Consider the following 22,636-nt stretch of genomic DNA (forward strand, 5'->3'; position numbering starts at 1 on the left):
TGGCCGCGCGCATTTCCACGCGATTACCACTTGAAAGGACAATCGAGACATGTCATCGCCCGCTGAGAACTACGGGATCTATGCAGTCAAGTACGCGCATTTCGAGCGCCGCTCTGGCGACAACTTCATCGGCGGCGACTCTCATGACGTGCCAATGCCGCTCGATTACTTCGTATGGGCCGTGGTGGGCGAGTCGCGCACGTTCATCGTCGACACGGGCTTCGATCAGGCGATGGCCGACAAGCGCGGCCGCACGATCACCAACACGGTCGAGAGCGGGCTGAGGCAGATCGGCATTCGCGCGGATGCCGTCGAAGACGTGATCATCACGCACATGCACTACGACCACGCCGGCAACCACTCGCTGTTTCCGCGCGCGCGTTATCACGTACAGGACCGCGAGATGGCGTATTGCACGGGCCGCTGCATGTGTCATCACGCGCTGAGCCATCCGTTCGAACCCGAGGACGTCAAGTCGATGGTCGGCCGTCTGTTCGATGGACGCGTGCAGTTTCATGAAGGCGCATCGGAGATCGCGCCGGGGTTGAGCGTGCATTGGGTCGGCGGCCATACGAACGGCCTGCAGATCGTGCGCGTGCATACGCAGCGCGGCTGGGTCGTGCTCGCATCCGACGCGTCGCATTTCTACGCGAACATGCAGGAGCATCGGCCGTTTCCTGTCGTCTACAACGTCGGCGACATGCTGCAAGGCTATGAAACCGCGCATCGGCTGGCGAGTTCGCCGAATCACGTGATTCCCGGTCATGATCCCGCCGTGCTGACGCGCTATCCGTCGCATGATCGCGAGACAGAAGGCTGGATTGTGCGGCTCGACGCTGAATCGCGCTAGGCAAGAGAGAGAGGCGCACATGACGTTGAAAGGCAAGGGCGCGCTCGTCACGGGTTCGTCGAACGGATTGGGACTCGCGATGGCGCGTGCCCTCGCGGGCGCGGGCTGTGACATCGTGCTGCACGGCCTCGAAGCGCAGCAGCAGATGACGCGTACAACAGACGAACTGGCGAACGCTTTCGACGTCAACGTTGCCTACGTGCAAGCGGATCTCGCGACACCCGCGGGCGTCGATGCGCTGATCGGCGCGGCGCGCGAGCGCGCGAACTCACTCGACGTGCTGATCAACAACGCAGTCGTCCGGCATTTCGCAGGCATCGAAGCATTTCCGCTCGATCACTGGAACAACGCGCTTGCAGTAAATCTGACGGCAGCGTTCCGCGCGATTCAACAGGTGTTGCCCGGCATGCGCGAGCGCGGCTGGGGACGCATCTTCAACATGACGTCGGTGTATGGCACGCGCGCCGTCGCCAATCGCGTCGACTATGTGACGAGCAAGACGGCGCTGCTTGGCCTAACGCGCTCGGTGGCGATCGAAACGCTGAATCAGGGCATCACGTGCAACGCAATCTGTCCGGGTTCGGTGCTCACGCCGAACATCGACGGCCGCATCCATGCGTTGATGGACGAGCGCGGCTTGAATCGAAGCGACGCCGTGCGCGAATTCCTCAAGGGCAAGCAGCCGACGGGCGAACTCGTCGATGCCGCGCATATCGGCGACATGGTCGTGTTTCTTTGTGGGCCATCGGCGAGCCAGATCACGGGCGCGATGATGCCGATAGAAGGAGGCTGGCTTGCAGGCTGATTGCAACGATACCGGCATGATGCGTAACGTGGGCAACGGCGAACTGACCCGCACGCTCGCGCGCTTCGTCGCCGATACGCAGTGGCAAGACCTGCCCGCTGCCGTGCGCAGCGAAGCGAAACGCGCGCTCGTCAACTACTTCGCGGTCGCTCTCGCGGGCTCGCACGATCCGACGCTCGACAAGGCCGTGTCGGTTTATGGCCGCTTTCGTGCAGATGATGATGCGACGATCGTCGGCCGCAGCGAGCGCACCGACATGCTGAACGCAGCCGCGCTCAACGCGATGAGCGCAAACGTGTACGACTTCGACGACACGCACATCCCGACGATCATCCATCCGACGGCGCCCGTCGCTGCCGCGCTTTTCGCGCTCGCCGAGTCGCATGCGATGAGCGGCGAAGCGCTGCTGCTCGCGTTCGTGCTCGGGGTCGAAGTGGAGTGCCGCATCGGCAATGCGGTGTCGCCGGAGCACTATCAGCGCGGCTGGCACATCACGTCGACATGCGGTGTGTTCGGCGCGGCGGCCGCTGTTGCAAAGGCACGCGGGCTCGGCGAAAACGAAATCGTATGGGCGCTCGGCAATGCGTCCGCGCAAACGGGCGGACTGGTCGAAACGCTCGGCACGATGTCGAAGAGCATCAGCGTCGGCAATGCGGCGCGCAATGGGCTGTTGTCGGCGCTGCTCGCAGAAGATGGGTTCTCGGGACCCGAAGCGCCGCTCGAAGGCAAACGCGGCTTCCTGCGCGTGACGGCAACGAACCCGAAGTGGCATGCGCTCACGCAAGCGCTCGGGCGTGAGTGGGCGTTGCTGAGCAACACCTACAAGCCCTATCCGTGCGGCGTCGTGCTCAACCCGGTGATCGACGCGTGCCTCGATTTGGGGCGCATGATCAGCAACGACATGCGCTGGTCCATCGACGATATCGAACAGGTCGAGCTGACAGGTCATCCGCTGCTGCGCGAGCGCACCGATCGTCCGGGCGCACGGACGGGCCGCGAATCGCAGGTCAGCGCGCAGCATGCGGTGGCCGTTGTGCTGTCGCGCGGCAAGGCGGGGCTCGAAGAGTTCAGCGATGCCGCCGTCGCCGATCCGTCGCTGCGCGCGCTGGAAAGCCGGCTTCGTTTCGTCGATGACGCATCGTGGCCCGTCGAAGCGGCGCAAGTGACGATCGTGCTGCGCTCGGGCGAGCGCCTCTCGCATCGCGTACATGCCGCGCGCGGCAGCCTTGCCGCGCCGCTTGCCAACGTCGAGCTTGCGGACAAGCTGCATCGGCTCACGACATATGGCCGCTCGGGCGTCGACGCGCAACCGCTCGTCGACCGCTTATGGAAGTTCGAGCACGAGCCCGACGCGGCCGCCGTGGTGCGTCTCACGCGCGCTCGCGGCTCAGATTGAAGCAGGGATTTTTCATTCACGAGGATTGTCATGTCGAGTAGTCAGGCATCAAGTCAGCAACGCGGACCGTTGCTCGGTTTCGTCGGCGTCGGCACGATGGGCCGGCCGATGGCGCGTCGGCTGATCGAAGCGGGTCATGCCGTCGCCGTGTACGACCGCGATGACGCAGCCGTCGCGGAACTCAAGGCGATCGGCGCACAGGCGGCTGCATCGGTGCGCGAAGTGGCCGATAGCGCGCGCATCGTGTTCACGAGTCTGCCCACGCCCGCGATCTTCAGGAACGTCGCGCTCGGCGACGGCGGTCTTGTCGAAGGCAGCGCGATAAAGATCCTCGTCGATCTGTCGACGGTCGGCTCGCGCATCGAAAAGGAAGTCGCCGATGGTTTGCTCGCAAAGGGAATCGAGACCGTCGATGCGCCCGTGAGCGGCGGCGCGGCGGGCGCAAAGAAAGGCACGCTCGCGATCATGGCGGCGGGCAATCCCGTCGCGCTCGAAGAAGTGCGCGGCTTCTTCGACGTGCTCGGCAAGGTGTTCGTCGTCGGCGACAAGGCCGGGCAGGGGCAACTGCTCAAGCTGCTGAACAACATGCTGTCGTCGACGGCCTTTGCGATCACGTCGGAGGCATTCGTCGCGGGCATGCGCGGCGGGCTGGACCCGGAAGTCATGATGTCGGTGATCAACGCGGGCAGCGGCAAGAACGGCGCGACGCTCGACAAATTTCCGAAGCACGTGCTGCCGCGCACATTCGATTTCGGCTTTCCTGTCGGCAGCGTGTGCAAGGACATTGGCCTTGCCGTCGACGAATGCCAGGCGCTCGGCGTGCCGATGTGGGTAGGCAGCGTCGCGCGCCAGGTGTGGAACTACGCCGCGATGCAGGACGGCGCCGCGCGCGACATGACGGAACTCGTCAAGTACGTCGAACGCTGGTCGTCAGTCGACGGGCTTGCGGACTGAGCCGCTTCTGTTTCTGACAATGCGAACGCAAAAGCACAACCACGGAGAATCACATGATCGTTGAAATGCGCATCTATCACTGCGCGCCGACGCGCTTGCCGGCCTTGCTCGAACGCTTCACGAACACGACGCTGGGCTTCTTCGAAAAGTACGGCATCGAGCAGATCGGTTTCTGGACCACGCTGATCGGTCCGAGCAATCACGCGCTCACCTACATGTTGAAGTGGGAAAGCCTCGCTGAGCGCGAGCAGAAGTGGAACGCGTTTCAGGCCGACGCCGAATGGATCGCGAAGCGCGCCGCGACGGAAGCGGAAAAGCCGATTGTCGAGCGCATCGAAAATCACTTCCTCACGCCGACGGTATTCTCCGCGCTGCGCTAGGAGACGGCCCTTATGACACAGCAACAACTGAGGCGCATCGGCTTCATCGGGCTCGGCATGATGGGCGGGCCGATGGTGCAATGCCTCGCCAACGCCGGCTTCGACCTGTACATCGACGACGCCGACGCAACGCGCGCCGATACGCTCGCCACACAAACGGGCGCGCAGCGTCTGCGCAAGGACAATGCCGCGTCGCTCGACGCATTGATCACGATGCTGCCGAACTCGGCGATCGTCGAAAGCGTGCTGCTCGGCGGCGGCGTGGACGGCTGGGCGAGCCTGCTGACGAAGAGCGCCGTCGTCATCGACATGAGTTCGTCGGAGCCGGAACGCTCGCGCAAGCTTGGCTCGGTGCTCGAAGAGCGCGGCCTTGCGTATCTGGATGCGCCCGTATCGGGCGGCGTGAAGAAAGCGAAGGAAGGCACGCTGGCGATTCTCGTCGGCGGCCGCGAAGACGTGCTCGCGCGATGCAAGCCCGTGCTCGAAGCGATGGGCAAGAGCGTTTTGCACATCGGCGGCGCGGGCTCGGGGCACGCGGCGAAGGCGCTGAACAACTACGTGTCGGCGGCGGGACTGGCGGCGACGGTCGAGGCGCTGCACATCGCGCAACGCTTCGGCATCCAGCCGGACGCGATGACGGATGTGCTGAACGCATCGACGGGCCGCAGCAACACGTCGGAAAACAAGGTGAAGCAATTCATGCTAAGCGGTACGTTCGCCTCCGGCTTCGCGCTGCAATTGATGAACAAGGATCTGAAGATCGCGCGTGCGCTCGCGCAGTCGGTCGGCTATCCAATGACGCTCGGCGCGACCTGCACGGCGATGTGGGACGAAGCCGCTCAAGGTTCGACGCCCACGACCGACCACACCGAAATGTACCGCCTGCTCGATGCGTATCGCCTGCTCGATGGCGATGCGCGCTGATCCTTCTGCTCTGGAGCCTGCCATGTCACATGCAGCGCAGTTTTATATCGACGGACGCTGGGCCGGGCCCGCGTCCCCACGATGGTTCGATATCGTCGATCCGTCGACTGAAGTGCCGTTCGAGCGGCTCGCGCTCGGCAATGCGCAAGACGTCGACCACGCGGTGGCCGCCGCGCGCCGTGCGTTTCCCGCATGGTCCGCGACGCGCGTTGCGGAGCGCGTTGCGTTGCTGCGTCGCGTACTGAGCATCTATGAGCGCCGCTACGACGAGTTCGCGGAAGCAATGCGTCGTGAGATGGGCGCGCCCATCGCATTCGCGCGCAACGGCCAGGCGGCACGCGGCACAGCGCATCTGAATGCGCTCATCGACGTGCTCGAGCGCTTCGCATTCGAAGAGCAGCGTGGCAGCACGCGTGTCGTGCTCGAAGCGATCGGCGTGTGCGGACTGATCACGCCGTGGAACTGGCCCGTCAATCAGATCGTCGTGAAGATCGCGCCCGCACTCGCGGCCGGTTGCACGATGGTGCTCAAGCCAAGCGAGTATTCGCCGCTGAGCGCGCTGCTGTTCGCCGAAGTGCTCGACGAAGCGCAAGTGCCCGCGGGCGTGTTCAATCTGGTGAACGGCGATGGTCCGGGCGTCGGCGAGGCGATCGCGAGTCATCCGGATATCGACATGGTGTCGTTCACGGGCTCGACGCTAGCGGGCGTGCTGGTCGCGCAGGCGGCCGCGCCGAGCGTCAAGCGCGTTGCGCAGGAACTGGGCGGCAAGTCCGCGAACATCCTGCTCGACGACGTCGATCTCGACGAAGCGATGAAGCGCGGCGTCGCCGCATGCTTCACGAACTCGGGCCAGTCGTGCTCGATCCCGACGCGCATGCTGGTGCCGCGTCATCTGATGAACGACGCGGCGCAGATCGCGAAACGCGTGGCGGAAGCCTATCGCGTCGGTCCGACCGACGAGCCGTCGACGCAACTCGGACCGCTCGTGAACCGCAACCAGTTCGAGCGCGTGCAGGCGTTGATCCAGAAGGGCATCGACGAAGGCGCGCGGCTCGTGACGGGCGGCACGGGATTGCCGGCGGGCATCGAGAAGGGCTACTACGCGAAGCCCACCATCTTCGCCGACGTCACGCCCGACATGACGATCGCGCGCGAGGAAATCTTCGGGCCGGTGCTGTCGATGATCGCTTATGACAGCGAAGAGGAAGCCATCGCGATTGCCAACGGCACCGACTACGGTCTCGCCGCTTACGTGCAATCGGGCGACCTCGCGCGCGCCCGCAAGGTCGGCCGTGCGCTGCGCGCTGGCGGCGTGCATCTGAACTATCCGCCCACCGATTTCAACGCGCCGTTCGGCGGCTACAAGCGATCGGGCAACGGCCGCGAGTGGGGCGAAGCGGGCTTGCGCGAGTATCTGGAAACGAAGGCGCTGGTCGGTTACGGCGCGGATTGATGGGCAATGGTCCGCGACAGGAAACTGGTAGCGGACCAGAAGCCGGCCGAACAGCGGCCAAAAAATTTTGCGTGTCGGGATTGTCCGACAATCATCGCGTCAGGCAGTCTGGGTGCGTGGAGCGGTTGAACGGGTAGAGCAACAGAGAGGACCTTAAAGATGGACAGCAACGGACGTTTCGAAAAGGGCTTTGAAAACCGCAAGGAAGTGCTCGGCGCGGGGCACGTGGAGAAGTCGTGGGCGAACGCCGACGACTTCAACCGGCCGATGCAGAAGTACGTCACGGAGTGCTGCTGGGGCGACATCTGGGGCGACACGACGCTGTCGTTCAAGACGCGCAGCATGCTGAATCTCGGGATGCTCACGGCGATGAGCCAGCATCACGAATTGTCCGTGCACGTGAAGGGCGCGCTGCGCAACGGCGTGACGAAAGAAGAGATCCGCGCGGTGCTGATGCAGGCGGCCATCTACTGCGGCGTGCCGCTCGCGCTGGCGGCGTTCCGCGTCGCGACGGAAGCGATCAAGGCGTACGAAGCGGAGACTTCTGCCGTCTGAATGCAAACTCGCTGATTCACGGATTCGCTCACACGAAAGCACCACGCGGTGCCGACAAAGAATGGAGACATCGATGAAGACCCTCACAGCGACTGACGTCATACAGTCCGAACGCGAGCAGTCGATAGAAACGAAAAGACGCAATGCCATCAAAGGCGCGTTCTTCTCCGAATACATCGACATGTTCGATATTTACCTGCCCGTCGTCGTACTGTCGCCGGTGCTGGCGTTCTTTCAGCCGCCGCATCTGTCGAGCGGCATGGAGACGATACTCGCGTCGCTCGTGTTCATCACGACGCTGCTCGGGCGGCCGATTGGCGCGCTGCTGTTCGGGATGATCGCGGACCGCATCGGGCGCCGCAAGGCGTCGATCTGGTCGGTGTCGGGCTTCGGCGTCGTCACGCTGCTGATCGCGCTGCTGCCGGGCTACGAGAGCATCGGCATCGTGTCGTACTGGCTGCTCGTGCTATTGCGCTTCGTCGACGGCATCTTTCTCGGCGGCGGCTACACGGGCGCCATGCCGCTCGCCATCGAGTATTCGAAGAAACAGCAGCGCGGCTTTGTCGGCGGCTTCATCATCGCGGGCTTTCCGGCTGCATATGTGTCGATCAATCTCGTCGCGATGCTGATGTTCGCGCTCTTTCCGCTCAACGGCATGCACTCGCCGTACGCGCAATGGGGCTGGCGCATTCCGTTCGTGCTGGGCGCGGTGCTCGCGGGCATTCTGGCGATGTACTACGTGCACAAGGTCGCCGAATCGGAGATCTGGGAAAGCGAAACGGCCGAGAAAGGCACTCAGCCGGAGAAGCTGCCGCTGACGGACCTGCTGCGCGGCAAGAGCGGACGCAACCTGCTCCAGGTGCTGGTCATGATGACGGGCTTCTGGCTCACGCAAAACATCATCACGATCTTCCTGCCGACCGGGCTGCTCGTGAAGACGCTGCATCTGACGGGCTTCCAGATGACGTCCACGTTGATGATCACGTACTTCGTGCTGTTCTTCAGCTACATCGGCTCGGGGATGATCGCGCAGGCGATCGGGCGGCGGCGCTTCTTCACGATCGTCGGCCCGCTGATCGCGACGGTCGGCGCGGCCTTGCTGTATGTGATCGCGAACGTCGACGGGCTGTCGCTGACGACGATCATCGTGCTGGTCTGCGTGCTTGCCGTGCTTGTCACGTCGCCGTGGGGCGTGATCGTCACGTACATCAACGAACGCTTCGTCACCGATGTGCGCGCGACGGGCTTCGGCGTCGGCTTCAGTTTGTCGGTGATCATCCCGTCGTTCTACGCGTTCTACATGGACTGGCTCAGCGCGTTCATGCCGTTGCGGCTGACGTCGGTCGTGCTGCTGTGCATCGGCGGACTGATCGGCGCAATCGGCGCGCTGATGGGACCGGAAACGAAGGACGTCGACTTCTGACGAACGACTACCAGTAAGGGAATAGCGCAAATGAACAAGGAACGGATCGGATTCATCGGTCTCGGCAACATGGGCGGCCGCATGACCCGGCGTCTCGTCGATGCGGGCATCGCCGTGCTCGGTTACGACACCATGCCCGAGCGCGCGAAGGCAGCGGGCGCGCAGGTCGCGGCGAGCGTGGCGGACGTGATGAAGTTCGCCGACGTCGTCATGCTGTCGCTGCCGGACAGCAAGGTTGTCGAGGCCGTGGTCGAAGGCGAGGGCGGCGTGCTCGCGAATTGCCGCGCCGGACAGATCGTCGTCGATCTGAGCACGGCGGCCGCGAGTTCGACTATACGGCTCGCGCAGCGCTTCACGCGATGCGGCGCACAGTATGTCGACGCGGGCATCTCGGGCGGCGCGGCGGCCGCCGGGAAGGGCGCGCTGACGCTGATGGTCGGCGGCGACGCGAGCGCCGTCGCGGCGCTCAAATGGGCGTTTGCGCCGATCAGCGCGAAGGTCGCGCACATGGGCGCGAGCGGAGCGGGACACACGACCAAGCTGCTGAACAACTTCCTCAATGCCGTGAGCCTCGCGGCGAGCTCGGAAGTCATGGTGGCGGGCAAGAAGGCGGGTCTCGATCTGCATCTGCTGCTCGACGTGCTCAACAGCAGCAGCGGCGTGAACTTCGCGACGCTGAACCGCTTTCCGAAGATCGTCGACGGCGACTATCTGGAAGGCGGGCTGACGGGCAAGCTGATGACGAAGGACGTCGTGCTCTATGTCGATCGCGCGCGCGAGCTGGGCGTGGTGTCGCTGAACGCGGCGGGGCCGCTCGCGAGCTTCGGGCTGGGCACGGCGCTCGGCTATGGCGATGTGATCAGCAACCGGGTAGTCGATGCGATCGGCGACGTGTCGGGCGGCGTGCGGCTGTTCGACGGCGAGGTTCGCAACCAGGAAAAAGCAGAGGAGAAGCAGGTATGAAGGTATTTCATGGCAGGGCGGACGGCAAGCCGTCGGAGCAACGCGGCGAGACGTTTTCGGGCACCGTGTGGGCCGACCCCGTAATGCCGCCGACGGACGGCGTCACGATCAACACGGTGTTCTTCGCGCCGCACGGGCGCACGTACTGGCACACGCACGAGCACGGCCAGGTGTTGCAGGTGACGGCGGGCAAAGGCTGGATCTGCAAGGAAGGCGAAGCGCCGCAGGGAATCCGCCAGGGCGATATCGTGTTCATCGGGCCGAACGAGCGCCATTGGCACGGCGCGAGCGACGGCAGCTACATGGTGCACATCGCCACGTCGATCGGCAAGGCGACGTGGCAGGAAGAAGTAGCCGAGGCCGATTATCCGAAGGGACTCGACGCGCGCTGACGCCAAGCGCGGAATGCGGTGCGCGAGGCGTGCCGTGTTCCGCGCGGGCGGGCATTCGATCATCGCCATCATGAGGAACGAGTGAATGGATCAGGGAGCGCAGCCGGCGCGCGCGCAACGCGAGCCGCAGCAGATCAAGGACGACTTCGTGCGCGTGCACGGCGTCTGGAACGCCGCATGGGACAGCATGCTTCGACTCGATGCGGGCTTTGTCGATGCGTATGTGCAGTTCTCCGCAGTGCCGCAGCGTAGAAATCATCTCGACGACAAGGTGCGCGCCTTCATCTCGCTCGCCGCCGATGCGTGCGCAACGCAGTTGTATGGGCCGGGCGTCGCGCATCATCTCGAACGCGCGCTCGCCTTTGGCGCGACGGGCGAGGAGCTGATGGAAGTGCTCGAACTGATCAGCACGATCGGCATACACACGAGTAATGTCGGCGTGCCCGTGCTGCTCGAAGTGCTCGAAGAAGAGGGATTGCGCGCCGGGCCTGCGCCGCTCGACGAACGGCGCAGCGCGCTGAAGGAAGCCTTCGAGAAGAATCGCGGCTACTGGAATCCGACATGGGAAGGCCTGCTCGAACTCGACCCCGATCTGTTCGAGGCTTATGTCGCGTTTTCGTCGGTGCCGTGGCGCACGGGCGTGTTGAGTCCGAAGGTCAAGGAGTTCATGTATTGCGCGTTCGACGCTTCATCGACGCATCTGTATGTGCCTGGGCTCAAGCTGCACATGCGCAACGCGCTGCGCTACGGCGCGACGGCGGAAGAACTGATGGAACTGCTCGAAATCGTCAGCACGACGGGCATTCACGGCGCGGAGCTCGGCGCGCCGCTGCTCGAAGCGGCGCTCGCGAAGCAACGCGTGGCTGCGGAGGCCTGATACGCCGATGAAACGCCACAGCACGAATTTGCCGCGCGATGTGATGCGCGATATGGTGCGCGGCCCGGCGCGCGAGCCTGCGCGGTCGCCAAAGGCATTGCGTACACGCGAGCCGGACTCGACGTTCCGCGCGTTCCAGGCGGCGCCGCTGTCGCGGCTGGCGTCGAACGGCAATGAGCACGCGCACGTCCGCACAGCCGCGATCCTGGGCTACAACTAGACGAGGTCAAGCATGGCGGATTGCGCAACGCTCGTGGTCTTGCGTCACGCTCAATCGGAATGGAACCGCACGAACCGCTTCACCGGCTGGATGGACGTGCCGCTGTCGGCGTACGGCGTCGAGCAGGCGACGCACATCGGCGAGCAGATGCGCGCACTGTCGCTGCGCTTCGATCTGGCCGTCACTTCGGTGTTGAGCCGCGCGGGGCACACACTCGATCTGATTCTCGGCCGATGCGGCGCGCCCTGGCGGCCCGTCGTACGCTCGTGGCGGCTGAACGACCGCCATTACGGCGCGCTCACGGGCATGGACAAGGAAGCTGCCGCTGACTCCTACGGCGCGGCGCGAGTGCGCGCGTGGCGGCGCGGTTTCGCCGAAGCGCCGCCGCCACTCGATGCCGCGCGGCAGCAGGCCATCGTCGCGCAATTCGCGGACGCGGCGCTGCCATATCCCGATGCGTTGCCGCGCACGGAAAGCCTGCGCGATACGCTCGCGCGCGTGCTGCCGCTGTGGGAAGGGACAGTGACGCCCGCGTTGCGCAACGGCGAATCCGTGCTGATGGTCGCGCATGGCAACGCGTTGCGCGCACTGTTCAAGCATCTCGACGGAATCGGCGACGCGCGCATTGCCTCGCTCGAAGTCGCGCACGCGGAACCGCTCGTGCTCCGCTTCGACGACGCGCTGCGAATCGTGTCGCGCGCTGGACTCAGTTCGCTGACGCAAGCTGAGCGCCCATCCGCCGACCCGAATTTATGCTCGCCGGACGTCTGAAAAGGGCAGCGGTGAAGTATCATAGCGACTGGGTTTTTGTCGGACGGGAAGACAATCATGTCGACTGATATCGGGTTGGTCCGGCCGGAGACGCTGCGTCACCAGGTCGAAAACGTGCTGCGCCAGGCCATCATGAGCGGGCGCTTTGCGCCGGGCGCGCGTCTGATCGAGCGCGAGCTTTGCGAGACGCTGGGCGTGAGCCGGACCTCCGTGCGCGAGGCGTTGCGCAAGCTGGAGGCTGAAAAGCTCGTGCGCAACGTGCCGCACAAGGGGCCCGTGGTCGCGGTGATGTCGCGGGAAGAGGCCGCCGAGCTCTACGCGCTGCGCGCGTTGCTCGAAGGCTTCGCGGCGCACGAATTCGCGCGGCTCGCCAGCGACGAGGCCATCGCCCAGTTCGGCGAGGCCGCGAAGATGCTGCGCGCCCAGGCGACGGCACAGGACCAGAACGGCGTGCTCAAGGCCAAGGCGGCCCTCTACGACGTGTTGCTCGACAACTGCGGCAACCATCTCGTGAAGGAAATATTGAACAGCCTTTACTCGCGCGTGAATCTGCTGCGCGCGACGTCGCTGATGCATCCCGACCGGCTGCCGAGCAGCCTGCGCGAAATCGACAAGCTGCACAAGGCACTGAAGGCGCGCGATGGGGACGAGGCGCAGGAGCTTGCCCGCCAGCACGTGTTGAACGCCGAAAAGGCGGCGTTGCGGATGCTGGGCGAACAGGGCGAAAACGACGCTTAGGCCGTGACCGTTGGTGTCGATCAAGTCGGTGTTCGTCGTCAGGACAGCGTGGCGCGAGCGGTCATGCCGAGCCAGCCTTCGTGATCCTTCGACCAGAGCTCGACCGTCTTGCCGTCTGCCGAAGGCTGGCCGCACAGATGCAGCGCGTTGCCCGCAAAGCAAGGGCGCATCGCCCTATATGAGAAGTCGTGCACGGCGGCATCGGGCCGCTCGCGGCGCAGCAGATCCATCAGCAGCGTGGCGATGAGCGGCCCGTGCACGACGAGGCCTGGATAGCCCTCCGTTTGCATCACGTAAGGCGTGTCGTAGTGGATGCGATGCGCGTTGAAGGTCAGCGCCGAGTAGCGGAATAGGAGCGTCTCGTCGGGCGTGAGCGTGCGTTGCCATGCGGCGTCGGCGGGCGCGGCGGTCGGCGCGGGAGCACCCGACGCTGACAGTTCGCGATAGACGATGTCATGCTCTTCTTCGATGGCGAGCGCGTTGCAGCACTCGATCCGATGGCCGACCGTGACGAAGCCGAGCTTGCCCGTGCGCCCCTGTTTTTCGCGCACGTCGAGAATGCTCGATGCGCGCGCGATGCGCTCGCCGACGATCACGGGCGCGGCAAAGCGCAGCCGGCCGCCCGCCCACATGCGGCGAGGCAGGGCGAGATCGGGGAGAAAGCTGCCTTTTCGCGGGTGGCCGTCTTCGGCGATCAGCGACTGCCTGACGATGGGCCTGAAGAAGATCCAGTGCCAGAGGGGCGGAAGCGCATCGCGCTCGGCGGGGGCGGTGTCGTAGTCGAGCGCGGCCGCGAGCGCCGCGACCGAGGTGGGCGCGACGATGTCGACGGCGTTTTCCGTGTGCTTTTCGTTCGATGCGGACGGGGCGTCCATGTGAAGTCTCCGTCGCCGGCGTGTGCGAGCGTATCTGTTATCGACGGGAAAGTCTGGAGTATGTTCCCACGTGCACGGTCGATGTGCAGACTCCGGCGTCGAATCCATTCACACCCGCTGCCGCCGGCATCGAACTGGTCAGCGTGAGTCATCACCCGCGCATCATCGTGTCGCGCACGAATGCAGCGAACGTGAGCGCCACGGGCTGTATCGTCGACGGCACGCGGCGAAAGCGGCATTCCAATGATCGAGTGCCGTCCAGCTGAAGGCGCCGCCCCTATCGATTCAATGCGATGCTTCAGCCCAAATGCGGCGCGAGCTTGCGTGTGATAAGGCATCGCGCGAAGAGCGACCCGGCCCGCCGCGTGTCACACAAGTTCTTTTGCTGGATTGTTGCTGTTCGGGCAACACGGTGACGCATCCGTGGCGCTACTCGTGCCCGATGCACAAACCTAGAATTCGTTCGACGTGGGGGACGCAAGATATCGCACAAGCAACCTCTCCTATGTCGATCAAGCTCAGTCATTTCGAACTGTCGTCGACTTCGCAACTTTCTAACCGAAGGTCATGTCATGTCGCAAAAGATCCTGATTGTGGGTGCCGGCTTTGCCGGAGTGTGGGGCGCACTGGGCGCAGCACGCGTGCTCGATGCAGCTGGCGTAACGAGCAGTGATGTCGAAGTCACGTTGATCTCGCCGAAGCCGGAATTGCAAATCCGCCCTCGGATGTATGAAAGCGAGCCGCAGAAGATGGCTGCGCCGCTGCTGCCTCTGCTCGATGCCATTGGTGTGAAATTTCTCGAAGGCAGCGTCGACGAGATTTCCGTAAAGGACAAGACGTTGAGCGTCGTGTCGGCGAACGGACAAAAGCGTTCGCTCGCATACGACCGGCTGCTGTTGACCAGCGGCAGCAAGCTGAACAGGCCGCCGATTCCGGGCCTCGCGGACCACGCTTTTTCCGTCGATCGTATCGAGGATGCGGTGGCGCTCGACAAGCACTTCGCAGAGTTGGCGAAGCTGCCGTATTCACCCGAGCGCAATACCGTCGCAGTTGTCGGGTGTGGCTTTACGGGTATCGAGGTCGCGACCGAATTGCCCAAGCGGCTGCGCGAATCGTTCGGTGCCGACGCGGCGGTTCGCGTTGTCGTGATCGGCACGCAAGACGCGATTGGCCCCGATCTTGGGCCGAATCCGCGTCCCTTTATCGCTGAAGCGTTTCAATCGCTCGGCGTCGAAACGGTGCTCGGCTCGGGCGTCGTGTCTGTCGATGCGGACGGCGTTCGCACCGCATCGGGCAAGCGCATCGAAGCGAAAACGGTGATATGGGCAGGCGGCATGCGCGCAAGCTCGTTGGCCGCGCAAGTATCTTCGCATGTCGATCCGCTCGGGCGCGCTGAAGTGGCACGGGATCTGCGCGTGCCGGAAGCACCCGATGTATTCGTCGCGGGCGATGTCGCGCGAGCGCTCACCGACGATGACGGACGCTATGCGCTGATGTCGTGTCAGCACGCCATCGTGATGGGGCAATTCGGCGGACACAACGTCGCTGCGGATTTGCTCGGCGTACCGACGCTGGAATATCGGCAGCCGTTCTACGCCACTTGCGTCGATCTCGGCGAGTGGGGCGCGATCTATTCGGAAGGTTGGGATCGACAGATCAAACTCACACACGCCGAAGGCAAGGCACGCAAACAGATGATCAACACGAAGTGGATCTATCCGCCTGCGCCGAATCGCGCGGAAGCATTGGCAGCGGGTAATCCGCATGCGTCCTTCGGCTAGAAGAACTCCAGCGTTCAAGTGCGGGCGAAAGGCTTCGAATGAGGCCTTTTGCCCGCATAGACGCGTGTCGACCCACCGTTGTACTCAAACTGGTCTCATTCTTTACTTTTGGGGAGAAACTCATCTATAAAGGAGACACTGTTGATTCCAGATCAAATATGAAAGTCACCCTCGACGAACTGCAGACGTTTGCGACAGTAGTCGACACCGGCTCCATCACAGCCGCAGCCGAGCAACTGGATCAGACCGTGTCGGGCGCGAGCCGGACGCTGGGCAGGCTCGAGGAAAAGCTGCAAACGACACTGCTGCGCCGGACCACGCGGCGCCTCGAATTGACGGAGGAAGGAAAAGCCTTTCTTCAAAACGCACGTGAGATCATCGGCGCGGTCGAGAACGCCGAGGAACAACTCGCAGCGCGCCGGGAGCGGCCTTCCGGACGCTTGCGCGTCGATGCCGCCACGCCGTTCATGCTCCACGTGATCGTGCCTCTTGTGGCGGGCTATCGGACGCGTTATCCGCAGGTCGAGCTGGAACTGAACAGCAACGAAGGCATTATCGATTTGCTCGAACGGCGCACCGATGTTGCGATCCGGATCGGCAAACTCAAGGATTCGACCTTGCACAGCCGTCCCATCGGCAGCAGCCGGATACGGGTGCTGGCCACGCCCGAGTATCTGAAAGCACAGGGTCATCCGAAACGCGTCGACGACCTCGCGAAGCACTCGCTGCTCGGGTTCACGCAGCCCGAGTCGCTCAATGTATGGCCGTTGATCGGACGGGACAATGAGCCTTATCGAATCGAACCGGCTATCGCGTCGTCCAGCGGAGAAACGCTGCGGCAACTCGCGCTGGAGAGTGTGGGCATCGTTTGCCTGTCCGACTTCATGACGGGCCGCGACCGCCGAGAGGGCCGGCTCGTTCAGCTTTTCCCACGGCAGACGCAGGATGTCCGTCAACCCATCAATGCTGTCTACTATCGCAACACGGCGATATCGGCCCGGATCGCTTCCTTCGTCGATTATCTGGTCGAGGCCGTCAAGGCGACGGAGTTCGCGCGCTCGCCTGCGCATTGAAGAACGGGCATGCGTGAGGAAGCGCGAGCATCATTCATAATCGCTCTGTTGCGATCTTGTCGGACCACTTCGCGCAATGATGAAGACCACGCCATTCGAATTCGTCGAGTCCGATCCATCCGGGACTGACCCGTTGCAAGAAGAACTGACGCTGCTTGACCAGGCGGCGCAAGGTCGCCGGGCTGCCCAGCTATGGGAAGCCCCCGTGTCGCTGGTGGTGCCGCGCAGCTATCTGCGCTATCCGCAGTTCGAAACGGCAAGCGCGGCCTTCGCCGGGCGCGGCTGTCCTGTCTGGCTGCGCATGTCGGGCGGCGGGCTGGTTCCGCAGGGACCCGGCATCCTCAACCTGAGTCTCGCGTATGCGGTGACGCGGCCGCCCGGTGCGTTGAGCGAAGCGGTCTATCTGCATCTGTGCGAGGTCGTCGGCAGTGCGCTGCGCTCTCTTGGTGTTGCCACGCACTGGCAGTCCGTGGATGGTTCGTTCTGCGACGGCCGTTTCAATCTCGCCTGGGGGCCGGCGGAACAGGCTCGCAAGATCGCGGGCACCGCACAATACTGGCGGCGCGCGCCGGCCAACCTGCAAACGGACGACAATCAACGACACCTTGTTCTTGCACATGCCGTGCTATTGGTGAGCGCGGATCTCGAAGAGATCAATCAGCGGGCCAATGCCTTCGAGAACGAAGCCGGCAGTGGCCGTCACTATGACGTGCGCAAGGTGGTCAGCGTGCAGGAAGCGATGGAGGATGCCGCCGTTGTCGAGAAAGGGGCGTTGATGTCGATGGTTTCGCATGCGCTGAAGGAAAGCCTCGACGGCATCGCATTGCCGCAATAGTCCGAAGATCGCGATACCTGGAGCATGTCAGGAACGCTGAATCGCTCGCACTGCGCGAACGAACATATGCATGGTTGTCCGCTGACTACTTGCTCGTTCCGGGCGTGACGGATATCGCAACGGCTTCCGTGTGCACGACCTCGACCTGATCACCCTTGCGAATGTTCTTCAACTGCTCGGGGTCCACCAACACATCCATCGCGCCCTGCGGGCCCCTTATCGTGACGTGATTCCGCGCGGCATCCACGGCAACGACATCGCCCACTACCGTTATCTCACGACTGATTATGCCGCCCGGTTTGGTCCCGGACGCGGCCGGCTGCAAGGTCTGCCGCTCGCTGGAAGAGCGCGGGCCGCTTGTTTTTCTTAGGCTCAGCGACCTCGCCTCCTGGTACTCGGTGGTGACCACATCGCCGACCTTGAGCTGATCGAAGTTGCGCACTTTGTCGCCCGCCGCGAGTTCTTCGACCCGGCCGTTCTTGTCCTTGAGCGTGACGGTCCGGGTAGCGGGATCGATGGAGACAACCGTGGCAACGACCGTTGTCGTTCCTGTCACGGTGCTCTTATCGGGTCCCTGTTTGATCTCCACAGACGGCTGTTGCTGGGCAAATGCCGGGCAGCCCGTCATGGCGACGGCGGCCGCCACAAGGAAATAGTGGAAATAATGGCTCTTCATTGTCGTGCTCCTCGGGATGGCGATGGCTCGGCACCGCTCAATTCGGAAGTAGCCCTCTCTCAATTGGACTTTCTCACATCCGGCCACGGCGTGCATGGGGACATGTCCCTGGCCTGATGGTCGATTCCGTTCGTCGCCTTCCGCCTGTCCGTCGAGAATGACGAGGGCCGGCAGCGCGCACACCGGCTTCACCGCTTCAACCCCGGAGATGAGCGAATTGCAGATGCTCCCATCCAAGGTCCGAAAAACACGGGCCTTGAGTCGCTTCGCCAAATTTGATGTCGTTATGTTCGGCGTTCCATTCGAGTACTTTCACGTTTTCATTGGCGTCGACTGTCACGTCCCATCCGATGCAGCAGACGAACGGTACTTTCGCGTGAAGCTCCAGTACCTTGGTGACGCATCCGGAGAATGCGGGAACCGTGACACCCTCGAATTCAATTTTCGTGTCCGGATGCGCCCGTACATCCGTCCAGTCGCTCAGATAGCCGCGCGGGTCCAGTTCGCCCGTCAAGGCATTGATGGGTATGTTCACCTCGCTGCCCGTCTGTACGTGCGTTTCGCCGGCTCTGCCCAAGCGCAGGAAGCACGCGCGAAGCGAGATTCCGCCTGCTGGCTCGACAACCGTGGTGAGGCGCAACGTCGCGACGGGGCCTCGGGTGAAAAGGTTGAATACCTCATGTTGCCTGATGAATGCCTGAAATACGCCATTTCCGTTTGACCGGATGGATTGCGGGTCGAACGACTGCCTGTCGATGACGAATACGCCTTTCCCCTGGCCGGATTGATCCAGTTTAAAGGCGATCTTATCCGTTTCGCTGAAAAGGATATTGCGAACGTCCTGGTCGGATATGACGGCGTTTTCCATCGTATAGAAAAAGCCATTGGCTAAATATCCGAGATCGGGAAATGCCTTGTCGCGGAATATCAGCTGCGATGCCGATTTCAAGGTCGAAATCTTTCCGTACCAGCCTTTTGTGCGCGGTACTACGACCGCTCCATAATAGTTGTCCGGTATCCAGCCTTCCTTGAATGAGCCGTTCACGGCTGCATAGACGCGCAACCACGGTGCGTAGATCACGTCGCCGAAGACGTCCCGTGCATAGCTGTCGGCTTGCCTGACCACAGTGGGGCTGATCTTCCCGTGCAGCTTTTCGATCTTTCGAAGGATCTCTCTGGCCTGGATCGCGTGGTCGCGATGGAATTTGTATTTCGCCAGTTTTTTCACTGACGCTTTAGCGAGCTGTTCGAAATCGACTGGCATTCAGTATGATCCGTCTGATCGAAAAGGAAAAGAAACAGGCGGCTCGCACGTGCTCAGACATTAAACGAATCCTATGGACGTTCACGCAAGCCATTCAAACCTGCACACACAAACGATGCGTGGGCCTCATCCATTCGGCATGGTTTAAATGAAAGCTTAGTGATAAATCGTTGTTAAAGAAAATTTAGTCCCTAAATGTCGTGGGTTTGACCGATATGGCGGAATTCAGTACGTCTGCCTTTCGGTATGAAATCCGTTCGCAGAAGGCTCACGAACATGCGTATTCGACGGGTTGCGGCACTGCAATATGCAGAGGTACTTCACTCTCGATCGCAGACGCGTCGTGACGTGATGTGTGTGTCACAGAAGCCCGAAGTGTTCGGACAGTTGCGCTTGCGCGCGTTCGGGCATGAGGCAGCGAAATGCTTCGGCAGGCGGCCGCGAATACGCGAAGCTGCCGAAGCGTGACGCCCTTCATTAAGCAACGCTTAATCGAGACCAAAGAATAAATGAATTCCTAACGATTACCAGGCCGCATAACCTTGTTTTCCATGAGGTCAGCCAACGAGGAGCGAGACGATGACCATTCCCGTGGAAAGCAGCGTGATCACCGATGCCAAAGAGCGTTATGCGGCAGGTGTGCTCAAGTACAGGCAGATGGGGTACTGGCAGCCGGATTATCAACCGAAGGATACGGACGTCATCGCATTGTTCCGCATCACGCCGCAGCCCGGCGTGGAGCCCGACGAGGCGGCGGCGGCCGTGGCGGGCGAATCGTCGACGGCGACGTGGACGGTGGTCTGGACCGACCGGCTCACCGCCTGCGAGAAGTATCGCGCGAAGGCGTACCGCGTCGATCCCGTGCCGAACACGGGCCCGGGCACGCCCACCGAGCAGCAGTACTTCGCCTACATCGCCTACGAGCTCGATCTGTTCGAGGAAGGATCGATCGCGAACCTGACCGCATCCGTCATCGGCAACGTGTTCGGCTTCAAGCCGCTGAAGGCGCTGCGGCTCGAGGACATGCGCATTCCCGTTGCGTACGTGAAGACGTTCAAGGGACCGCCGACGGGGATCGTCGTCGAGCGCGAACGGCTCGACAAATTCGGCCGCGCGCTGCTCGGCGCGACGATGAAGCCGAAGCTCGGTCTGTCCGGAAAGAACTATGGGCGCGTCGTGTATGAAGCGCTAAAGGGCGGCCTCGACTTTTCGAAGGACGACGAGAACATCAATTCGCAGCCTTTCATGCACTGGCGAGACCGCTTTTTGTTCTGCATGGAAGCGGTCAAGCGCGCGGAAGCGTCGAGCGGCGAAATCAAGGGGCATTACCTGAACGTCACGGCCGCGACGATGGAGGACATGTACGAGCGCGCCGAATTCGCGAAGGAACTCGGCTCGTGCATCGTGATGATCGATCTCGTCATCGGCTGGACGGCGATCCAGTCGATGTCCAACTGGGCGCGCAAGAACGACATGATCCTGCACATGCACCGTGCCGGCCATAGCACTTATACGAGGCAGAAGAACCACGGCGTGTCGTTCCGCGTGATCGCGAAGTGGCTGCGTCTCGCGGGCGTCGACCACGCTCACGCGGGCACTGCCGTCGGCAAGCTCGAAGGCGATCCGCACACAGTGCAGGGCTTCTACAACGTGTGCCGCGAATCGCGCAACGAAGTCGATCTGCAGCGCGGCGTGTTCTTCGAGCAGGACTGGGCCGCGCTGAAGAAGGTGATGCCCGTTGCTTCGGGCGGCATTCACGCGGGCCAGATGCACCAGCTGCTCGCGCTGTTCGGCGACGACGTCGTGCTGCAGTTCGGCGGCGGCACGATCGGCCATCCGATGGGTATCCAGGCGGGCGCGACCGCGAACCGCGTCGCGCTCGAAGCGATGACGAAGGCCCGCAACGAAGGGCACGACATCGCAAACGAAGGACCCCAGATTCTCGAAGCCGCGGCGCGCTGGTGCACGCCGCTCAAGCAGGCGCTCGATACGTGGCGCGACGTGACCTTCAACTACACGTCGACCGACACGCCCGACTTCGTGCCGACAGCAACGACATCGTAAAGATGGAGAACGACATGCGACTCACTCAGGGAACGTTTTCTTTTCTGCCCGATTTGACCGACGACGAGATTCGCGAACAGATCGAATACGCGCTGCGCCAAGGATGGGCCTGCTCCGTCGAATTTACCGACGATCCACATCCGCGCAATTCGTTCTGGGACATGTGGGGCCTGCCGATGTTCGATCTCAGGGACGCGGCGGGCGTGATGCTCGAAGTCGATGCGTGCCGCAAGGCGAAGCCACGGCACTACGTGAAGGTCAATGCGTTCGATTCGACGCCAGGCTTCGAGACGATGCGCCTGTCGTTCATCGTCGCCCGCCCGGACGACGAGCCCGGCTTCTGCCTCGTGCGCGACGAAGGCGAGGCGCGCACGATCCGCTACCGGCTGCGTCCGTATGCAAACGACCGGCGGGAGGGCGAGCGCTACGAGTAGTGCCCCCGACGATCGCCCCGCATAGTCCAACCCGTTGACGAGACTCGACGCCATGAGCACCGAAAACGCCATCGACCTGCAAGCGATAGTGCGCGACGCGCAAATCCACGATGTGCTGGATCGGCTCGACCGCGAGCTGGTCGGGCTCGCGCCCGTCAAGACGCGCATCGGCGAGATCGCCGCGTTCCTTGTTGTCGAGCGCGCGCGCAAGGAGCTGGGCATGGCGACCGCCGCGCCGTCGCTGCACATGTGCTTCACGGGCAATCCCGGCACCGGCAAGACCACGGTGGCGATGCGCATGGCGGAAATTCTTCATCGGCTCGGCTATGTGCGAAAGGGGCACGTCGTGGCCGTCACGCGCGACGATCTCGTCGGCCAGTACATCGGTCACACGGCGCCGAAGACGAAGGAGGTGATCAAGCGGGCGATGGGCGGCGTGCTCTTCATCGACGAAGCGTATTACCTGTACCGCCCGGAGAACGAGCGCGACTACGGCCAGGAAGCAATCGAGATCCTGCTGCAGATCATGGAGAACCAGCGCGACGATCTCGTCGTGATTCTCGCGGGCTACAAGGACCGGATGGACACGTTCTTCAGGAGCAATCCGGGCATGACGTCGCGCATCGCGCATCACATCGACTTTCCGGACTATACGGACGAGGAGCTGTTCGAGATCGCACAGCTGATGCTGCGCGACATGCACTACAGGCTCGATGCGGACGCGAAGGTCGCGCTGCGCCAATACATCGGGCGGCGCAAGAGCCAACCGAACTTCGCGAATGCGCGCTCGATTCGCAATGCACTCGATCGTGCGCGGCTGCGTCAGGCCAACCGCGTGTTCTCGTCGGCGGGGACCGTGACGCGCGACGCGCTCGAAACGATCGTCGACGCCGATATTCGCGCAAGCCGCGTGTTCCGCAACACACAGTAGAA

The 22,636-nt window shown here is 62.9% G+C and carries 24 protein-coding genes; 21 read left to right on the top strand and 3 right to left on the bottom strand.

Going from position 1 to position 22,636, the window contains the following annotated elements; genetic code table 11:
• Positions 1-49 precede the first annotated feature (49 nt).
• The 15 genes from AB4Y32_RS20610 to AB4Y32_RS20680 all read left to right on the top strand — a co-directional run bounded on the left by AB4Y32_RS20610 (position 50) and on the right by AB4Y32_RS20680 (position 12,701).
• The gene (locus AB4Y32_RS20610) at positions 50-850 is read left to right on the top strand and encodes an N-acyl homoserine lactonase family protein (protein ID WP_368723111.1); all 801 of its coding nucleotides are present in this window, start codon (positions 50-52) and stop codon (positions 848-850) included.
• Positions 851-869: 19 nt separating this feature from the next.
• Positions 870-1,655, top strand: coding sequence for an SDR family oxidoreductase (locus AB4Y32_RS20615; RefSeq protein ID WP_368723112.1), 786 nt, complete (start codon positions 870-872; stop codon positions 1,653-1,655).
• 16 nt (positions 1,656-1,671) lie between these two features.
• Positions 1,672-3,051, top strand: coding sequence for an MmgE/PrpD family protein (locus AB4Y32_RS20620; RefSeq protein WP_368723113.1), 1,380 nt, complete (start codon positions 1,672-1,674; stop codon positions 3,049-3,051).
• A 30-nt stretch (positions 3,052-3,081) separates the two neighbouring features.
• The gene (locus tag AB4Y32_RS20625; RefSeq protein WP_368723114.1) at positions 3,082-4,005 is read left to right on the top strand and encodes an NAD(P)-dependent oxidoreductase; all 924 of its coding nucleotides are present in this window, start codon (positions 3,082-3,084) and stop codon (positions 4,003-4,005) included.
• Positions 4,006-4,058: 53 nt separating this feature from the next.
• Positions 4,059-4,385 carry an NIPSNAP family protein gene (locus AB4Y32_RS20630; RefSeq protein ID WP_368723115.1) on the top strand — a complete coding sequence of 109 codons (327 nt, stop codon included), beginning with the start codon at positions 4,059-4,061 and terminating at the stop codon, positions 4,383-4,385.
• A 12-nt stretch (positions 4,386-4,397) separates the two neighbouring features.
• Entirely contained in the window at positions 4,398-5,309 is a 912-nt protein-coding gene (locus tag AB4Y32_RS20635; protein WP_368723116.1) for an NAD(P)-dependent oxidoreductase, read from the top strand.
• Positions 5,310-5,331: 22 nt separating this feature from the next.
• Positions 5,332-6,762, top strand: coding sequence for an aldehyde dehydrogenase family protein (locus AB4Y32_RS20640; protein WP_368723117.1), 1,431 nt, complete (start codon positions 5,332-5,334; stop codon positions 6,760-6,762).
• Between the two features lie 159 nt (positions 6,763-6,921).
• The gene (locus AB4Y32_RS20645; protein ID WP_368723118.1) at positions 6,922-7,317 is read left to right on the top strand and encodes a carboxymuconolactone decarboxylase family protein; all 396 of its coding nucleotides are present in this window, start codon (positions 6,922-6,924) and stop codon (positions 7,315-7,317) included.
• Positions 7,318-7,390: 73 nt separating this feature from the next.
• Positions 7,391-8,740, top strand: a complete 1,350-nt coding sequence (locus AB4Y32_RS20650) for an MFS transporter (protein ID WP_368723119.1) — start codon at positions 7,391-7,393, stop codon at positions 8,738-8,740.
• Positions 8,741-8,770: 30 nt separating this feature from the next.
• The gene (locus AB4Y32_RS20655; RefSeq protein WP_368723120.1) at positions 8,771-9,703 is read left to right on the top strand and encodes an NAD(P)-dependent oxidoreductase; all 933 of its coding nucleotides are present in this window, start codon (positions 8,771-8,773) and stop codon (positions 9,701-9,703) included.
• On the top strand, positions 9,700-10,095 hold the full coding sequence (locus AB4Y32_RS20660) for a cupin domain-containing protein (RefSeq protein ID WP_368723121.1): 396 nt from the start codon (positions 9,700-9,702) through the stop codon (positions 10,093-10,095). The genes AB4Y32_RS20655 and AB4Y32_RS20660 overlap by 4 nt, the downstream gene beginning before the upstream one ends.
• Before the next feature lie 85 nt (positions 10,096-10,180).
• Positions 10,181-10,972 (top strand): carboxymuconolactone decarboxylase family protein, encoded by a 792-nt coding sequence (locus AB4Y32_RS20665; RefSeq protein WP_368723122.1) that lies wholly within the window; start codon positions 10,181-10,183, stop codon positions 10,970-10,972.
• A gap of 7 nt (positions 10,973-10,979) precedes the next feature.
• Positions 10,980-11,192 (top strand): hypothetical protein, encoded by a 213-nt coding sequence (locus AB4Y32_RS20670; protein ID WP_368723123.1) that lies wholly within the window; start codon positions 10,980-10,982, stop codon positions 11,190-11,192.
• A 12-nt stretch (positions 11,193-11,204) separates the two neighbouring features.
• Positions 11,205-11,963 carry a 2,3-diphosphoglycerate-dependent phosphoglycerate mutase gene (locus AB4Y32_RS20675; RefSeq protein WP_368723124.1) on the top strand — a complete coding sequence of 253 codons (759 nt, stop codon included), beginning with the start codon at positions 11,205-11,207 and terminating at the stop codon, positions 11,961-11,963.
• 57 nt (positions 11,964-12,020) lie between these two features.
• Positions 12,021-12,701: a GntR family transcriptional regulator gene (locus AB4Y32_RS20680; RefSeq protein ID WP_368723125.1), complete on the top strand. Its 681-nt coding sequence runs from the start codon at positions 12,021-12,023 to the stop codon at positions 12,699-12,701.
• A 38-nt stretch (positions 12,702-12,739) separates the two neighbouring features.
• On the opposite strand, the gene AB4Y32_RS20685 is transcribed toward AB4Y32_RS20680, so the two are convergent.
• Positions 12,740-13,576 (bottom strand): FAS1-like dehydratase domain-containing protein, encoded by an 837-nt coding sequence (locus AB4Y32_RS20685; RefSeq protein WP_368723126.1) that lies wholly within the window; start codon positions 13,574-13,576, stop codon positions 12,740-12,742.
• A gap of 572 nt (positions 13,577-14,148) precedes the next feature.
• Here AB4Y32_RS20685 and AB4Y32_RS20690 point away from each other — a divergent pair.
• The 3 genes from AB4Y32_RS20690 (at position 14,149) to AB4Y32_RS20700 (ending at position 17,265) form a co-directional block, all read left to right on the top strand.
• Positions 14,149-15,357: an NAD(P)/FAD-dependent oxidoreductase gene (locus AB4Y32_RS20690; protein ID WP_368723127.1), complete on the top strand. Its 1,209-nt coding sequence runs from the start codon at positions 14,149-14,151 to the stop codon at positions 15,355-15,357.
• A 158-nt stretch (positions 15,358-15,515) separates the two neighbouring features.
• On the top strand, positions 15,516-16,430 hold the full coding sequence (locus tag AB4Y32_RS20695) for a LysR substrate-binding domain-containing protein (RefSeq protein ID WP_368723128.1): 915 nt from the start codon (positions 15,516-15,518) through the stop codon (positions 16,428-16,430).
• 76 nt (positions 16,431-16,506) lie between these two features.
• Complete coding sequence (locus AB4Y32_RS20700) at positions 16,507-17,265, top strand: lipoyl protein ligase domain-containing protein (protein WP_368723129.1); 759 nt, start codon at positions 16,507-16,509, stop codon at positions 17,263-17,265.
• A gap of 85 nt (positions 17,266-17,350) precedes the next feature.
• Here AB4Y32_RS20700 and AB4Y32_RS20705 read toward each other — a convergent pair whose 3' ends face one another.
• The gene (locus AB4Y32_RS20705) at positions 17,351-17,941 is read right to left on the bottom strand and encodes a hypothetical protein (RefSeq protein WP_368723130.1); all 591 of its coding nucleotides are present in this window, start codon (positions 17,939-17,941) and stop codon (positions 17,351-17,353) included.
• Positions 17,942-18,137: 196 nt separating this feature from the next.
• On the bottom strand, positions 18,138-19,205 hold the full coding sequence (locus AB4Y32_RS20710; RefSeq protein ID WP_368723131.1) for a sugar-transfer associated ATP-grasp domain-containing protein: 1,068 nt from the start codon (positions 19,203-19,205) through the stop codon (positions 18,138-18,140).
• Positions 19,206-19,784: 579 nt separating this feature from the next.
• Between AB4Y32_RS20710 and AB4Y32_RS20715 the strand changes: the two genes are divergently transcribed.
• The 3 genes from AB4Y32_RS20715 to cbbX are packed head-to-tail and all read left to right on the top strand — an operon-like array spanning position 19,785 to position 22,634.
• Entirely contained in the window at positions 19,785-21,269 is a 1,485-nt protein-coding gene (locus AB4Y32_RS20715) for a form I ribulose bisphosphate carboxylase large subunit (protein WP_368723132.1), read from the top strand.
• A gap of 14 nt (positions 21,270-21,283) precedes the next feature.
• Complete coding sequence (locus AB4Y32_RS20720) at positions 21,284-21,703, top strand: ribulose bisphosphate carboxylase small subunit (RefSeq protein WP_368723133.1); 420 nt, start codon at positions 21,284-21,286, stop codon at positions 21,701-21,703.
• A 52-nt stretch (positions 21,704-21,755) separates the two neighbouring features.
• Entirely contained in the window at positions 21,756-22,634 is an 879-nt protein-coding gene (gene cbbX / locus AB4Y32_RS20725) for a CbbX protein (RefSeq protein WP_368723134.1), read from the top strand.
• Positions 22,635-22,636 lie beyond the last annotated feature (2 nt).

Origin of the sequence: Paraburkholderia phymatum (genome assembly GCF_040965635.1) — a bacterium.
Taxonomy (GTDB): domain Bacteria; phylum Pseudomonadota; class Gammaproteobacteria; order Burkholderiales; family Burkholderiaceae; genus Paraburkholderia; species Paraburkholderia phymatum_B.

Coding starts and splice junctions, on each gene's coding strand:
- AB4Y32_RS20645 (WP_368723118.1), top strand. CDS start 6,922: ATGGACAGCAACGGACGTTTCGAAAAGGGCTTTGAAAACCGCAAGGAA.
- AB4Y32_RS20680 (WP_368723125.1), top strand. CDS start 12,021: ATGTCGACTGATATCGGGTTGGTCCGGCCGGAGACGCTGCGTCACCAG.
- AB4Y32_RS20720 (WP_368723133.1), top strand. CDS start 21,284: ATGCGACTCACTCAGGGAACGTTTTCTTTTCTGCCCGATTTGACCGAC.
- AB4Y32_RS20615 (WP_368723112.1), top strand. CDS start 870: ATGACGTTGAAAGGCAAGGGCGCGCTCGTCACGGGTTCGTCGAACGGA.
- AB4Y32_RS20610 (WP_368723111.1), top strand. CDS start 50: ATGTCATCGCCCGCTGAGAACTACGGGATCTATGCAGTCAAGTACGCG.
- AB4Y32_RS20635 (WP_368723116.1), top strand. CDS start 4,398: ATGACACAGCAACAACTGAGGCGCATCGGCTTCATCGGGCTCGGCATG.
- AB4Y32_RS20710 (WP_368723131.1), bottom strand. CDS start 19,205: ATGCCAGTCGATTTCGAACAGCTCGCTAAAGCGTCAGTGAAAAAACTG.
- AB4Y32_RS20665 (WP_368723122.1), top strand. CDS start 10,181: ATGGATCAGGGAGCGCAGCCGGCGCGCGCGCAACGCGAGCCGCAGCAG.
- AB4Y32_RS20655 (WP_368723120.1), top strand. CDS start 8,771: ATGAACAAGGAACGGATCGGATTCATCGGTCTCGGCAACATGGGCGGC.
- AB4Y32_RS20630 (WP_368723115.1), top strand. CDS start 4,059: ATGATCGTTGAAATGCGCATCTATCACTGCGCGCCGACGCGCTTGCCG.
- AB4Y32_RS20685 (WP_368723126.1), bottom strand. CDS start 13,576: ATGGACGCCCCGTCCGCATCGAACGAAAAGCACACGGAAAACGCCGTC.
- AB4Y32_RS20695 (WP_368723128.1), top strand. CDS start 15,516: ATGAAAGTCACCCTCGACGAACTGCAGACGTTTGCGACAGTAGTCGAC.
- AB4Y32_RS20675 (WP_368723124.1), top strand. CDS start 11,205: ATGGCGGATTGCGCAACGCTCGTGGTCTTGCGTCACGCTCAATCGGAA.
- AB4Y32_RS20650 (WP_368723119.1), top strand. CDS start 7,391: ATGAAGACCCTCACAGCGACTGACGTCATACAGTCCGAACGCGAGCAG.
- AB4Y32_RS20640 (WP_368723117.1), top strand. CDS start 5,332: ATGTCACATGCAGCGCAGTTTTATATCGACGGACGCTGGGCCGGGCCC.
- AB4Y32_RS20700 (WP_368723129.1), top strand. CDS start 16,507: ATGATGAAGACCACGCCATTCGAATTCGTCGAGTCCGATCCATCCGGG.
- AB4Y32_RS20715 (WP_368723132.1), top strand. CDS start 19,785: ATGACCATTCCCGTGGAAAGCAGCGTGATCACCGATGCCAAAGAGCGT.
- AB4Y32_RS20620 (WP_368723113.1), top strand. CDS start 1,672: ATGATGCGTAACGTGGGCAACGGCGAACTGACCCGCACGCTCGCGCGC.
- AB4Y32_RS20705 (WP_368723130.1), bottom strand. CDS start 17,941: ATGAAGAGCCATTATTTCCACTATTTCCTTGTGGCGGCCGCCGTCGCC.
- AB4Y32_RS20625 (WP_368723114.1), top strand. CDS start 3,082: ATGTCGAGTAGTCAGGCATCAAGTCAGCAACGCGGACCGTTGCTCGGT.
- AB4Y32_RS20660 (WP_368723121.1), top strand. CDS start 9,700: ATGAAGGTATTTCATGGCAGGGCGGACGGCAAGCCGTCGGAGCAACGC.
- AB4Y32_RS20670 (WP_368723123.1), top strand. CDS start 10,980: ATGAAACGCCACAGCACGAATTTGCCGCGCGATGTGATGCGCGATATG.
- cbbX (WP_368723134.1), top strand. CDS start 21,756: ATGAGCACCGAAAACGCCATCGACCTGCAAGCGATAGTGCGCGACGCG.
- AB4Y32_RS20690 (WP_368723127.1), top strand. CDS start 14,149: ATGTCGCAAAAGATCCTGATTGTGGGTGCCGGCTTTGCCGGAGTGTGG.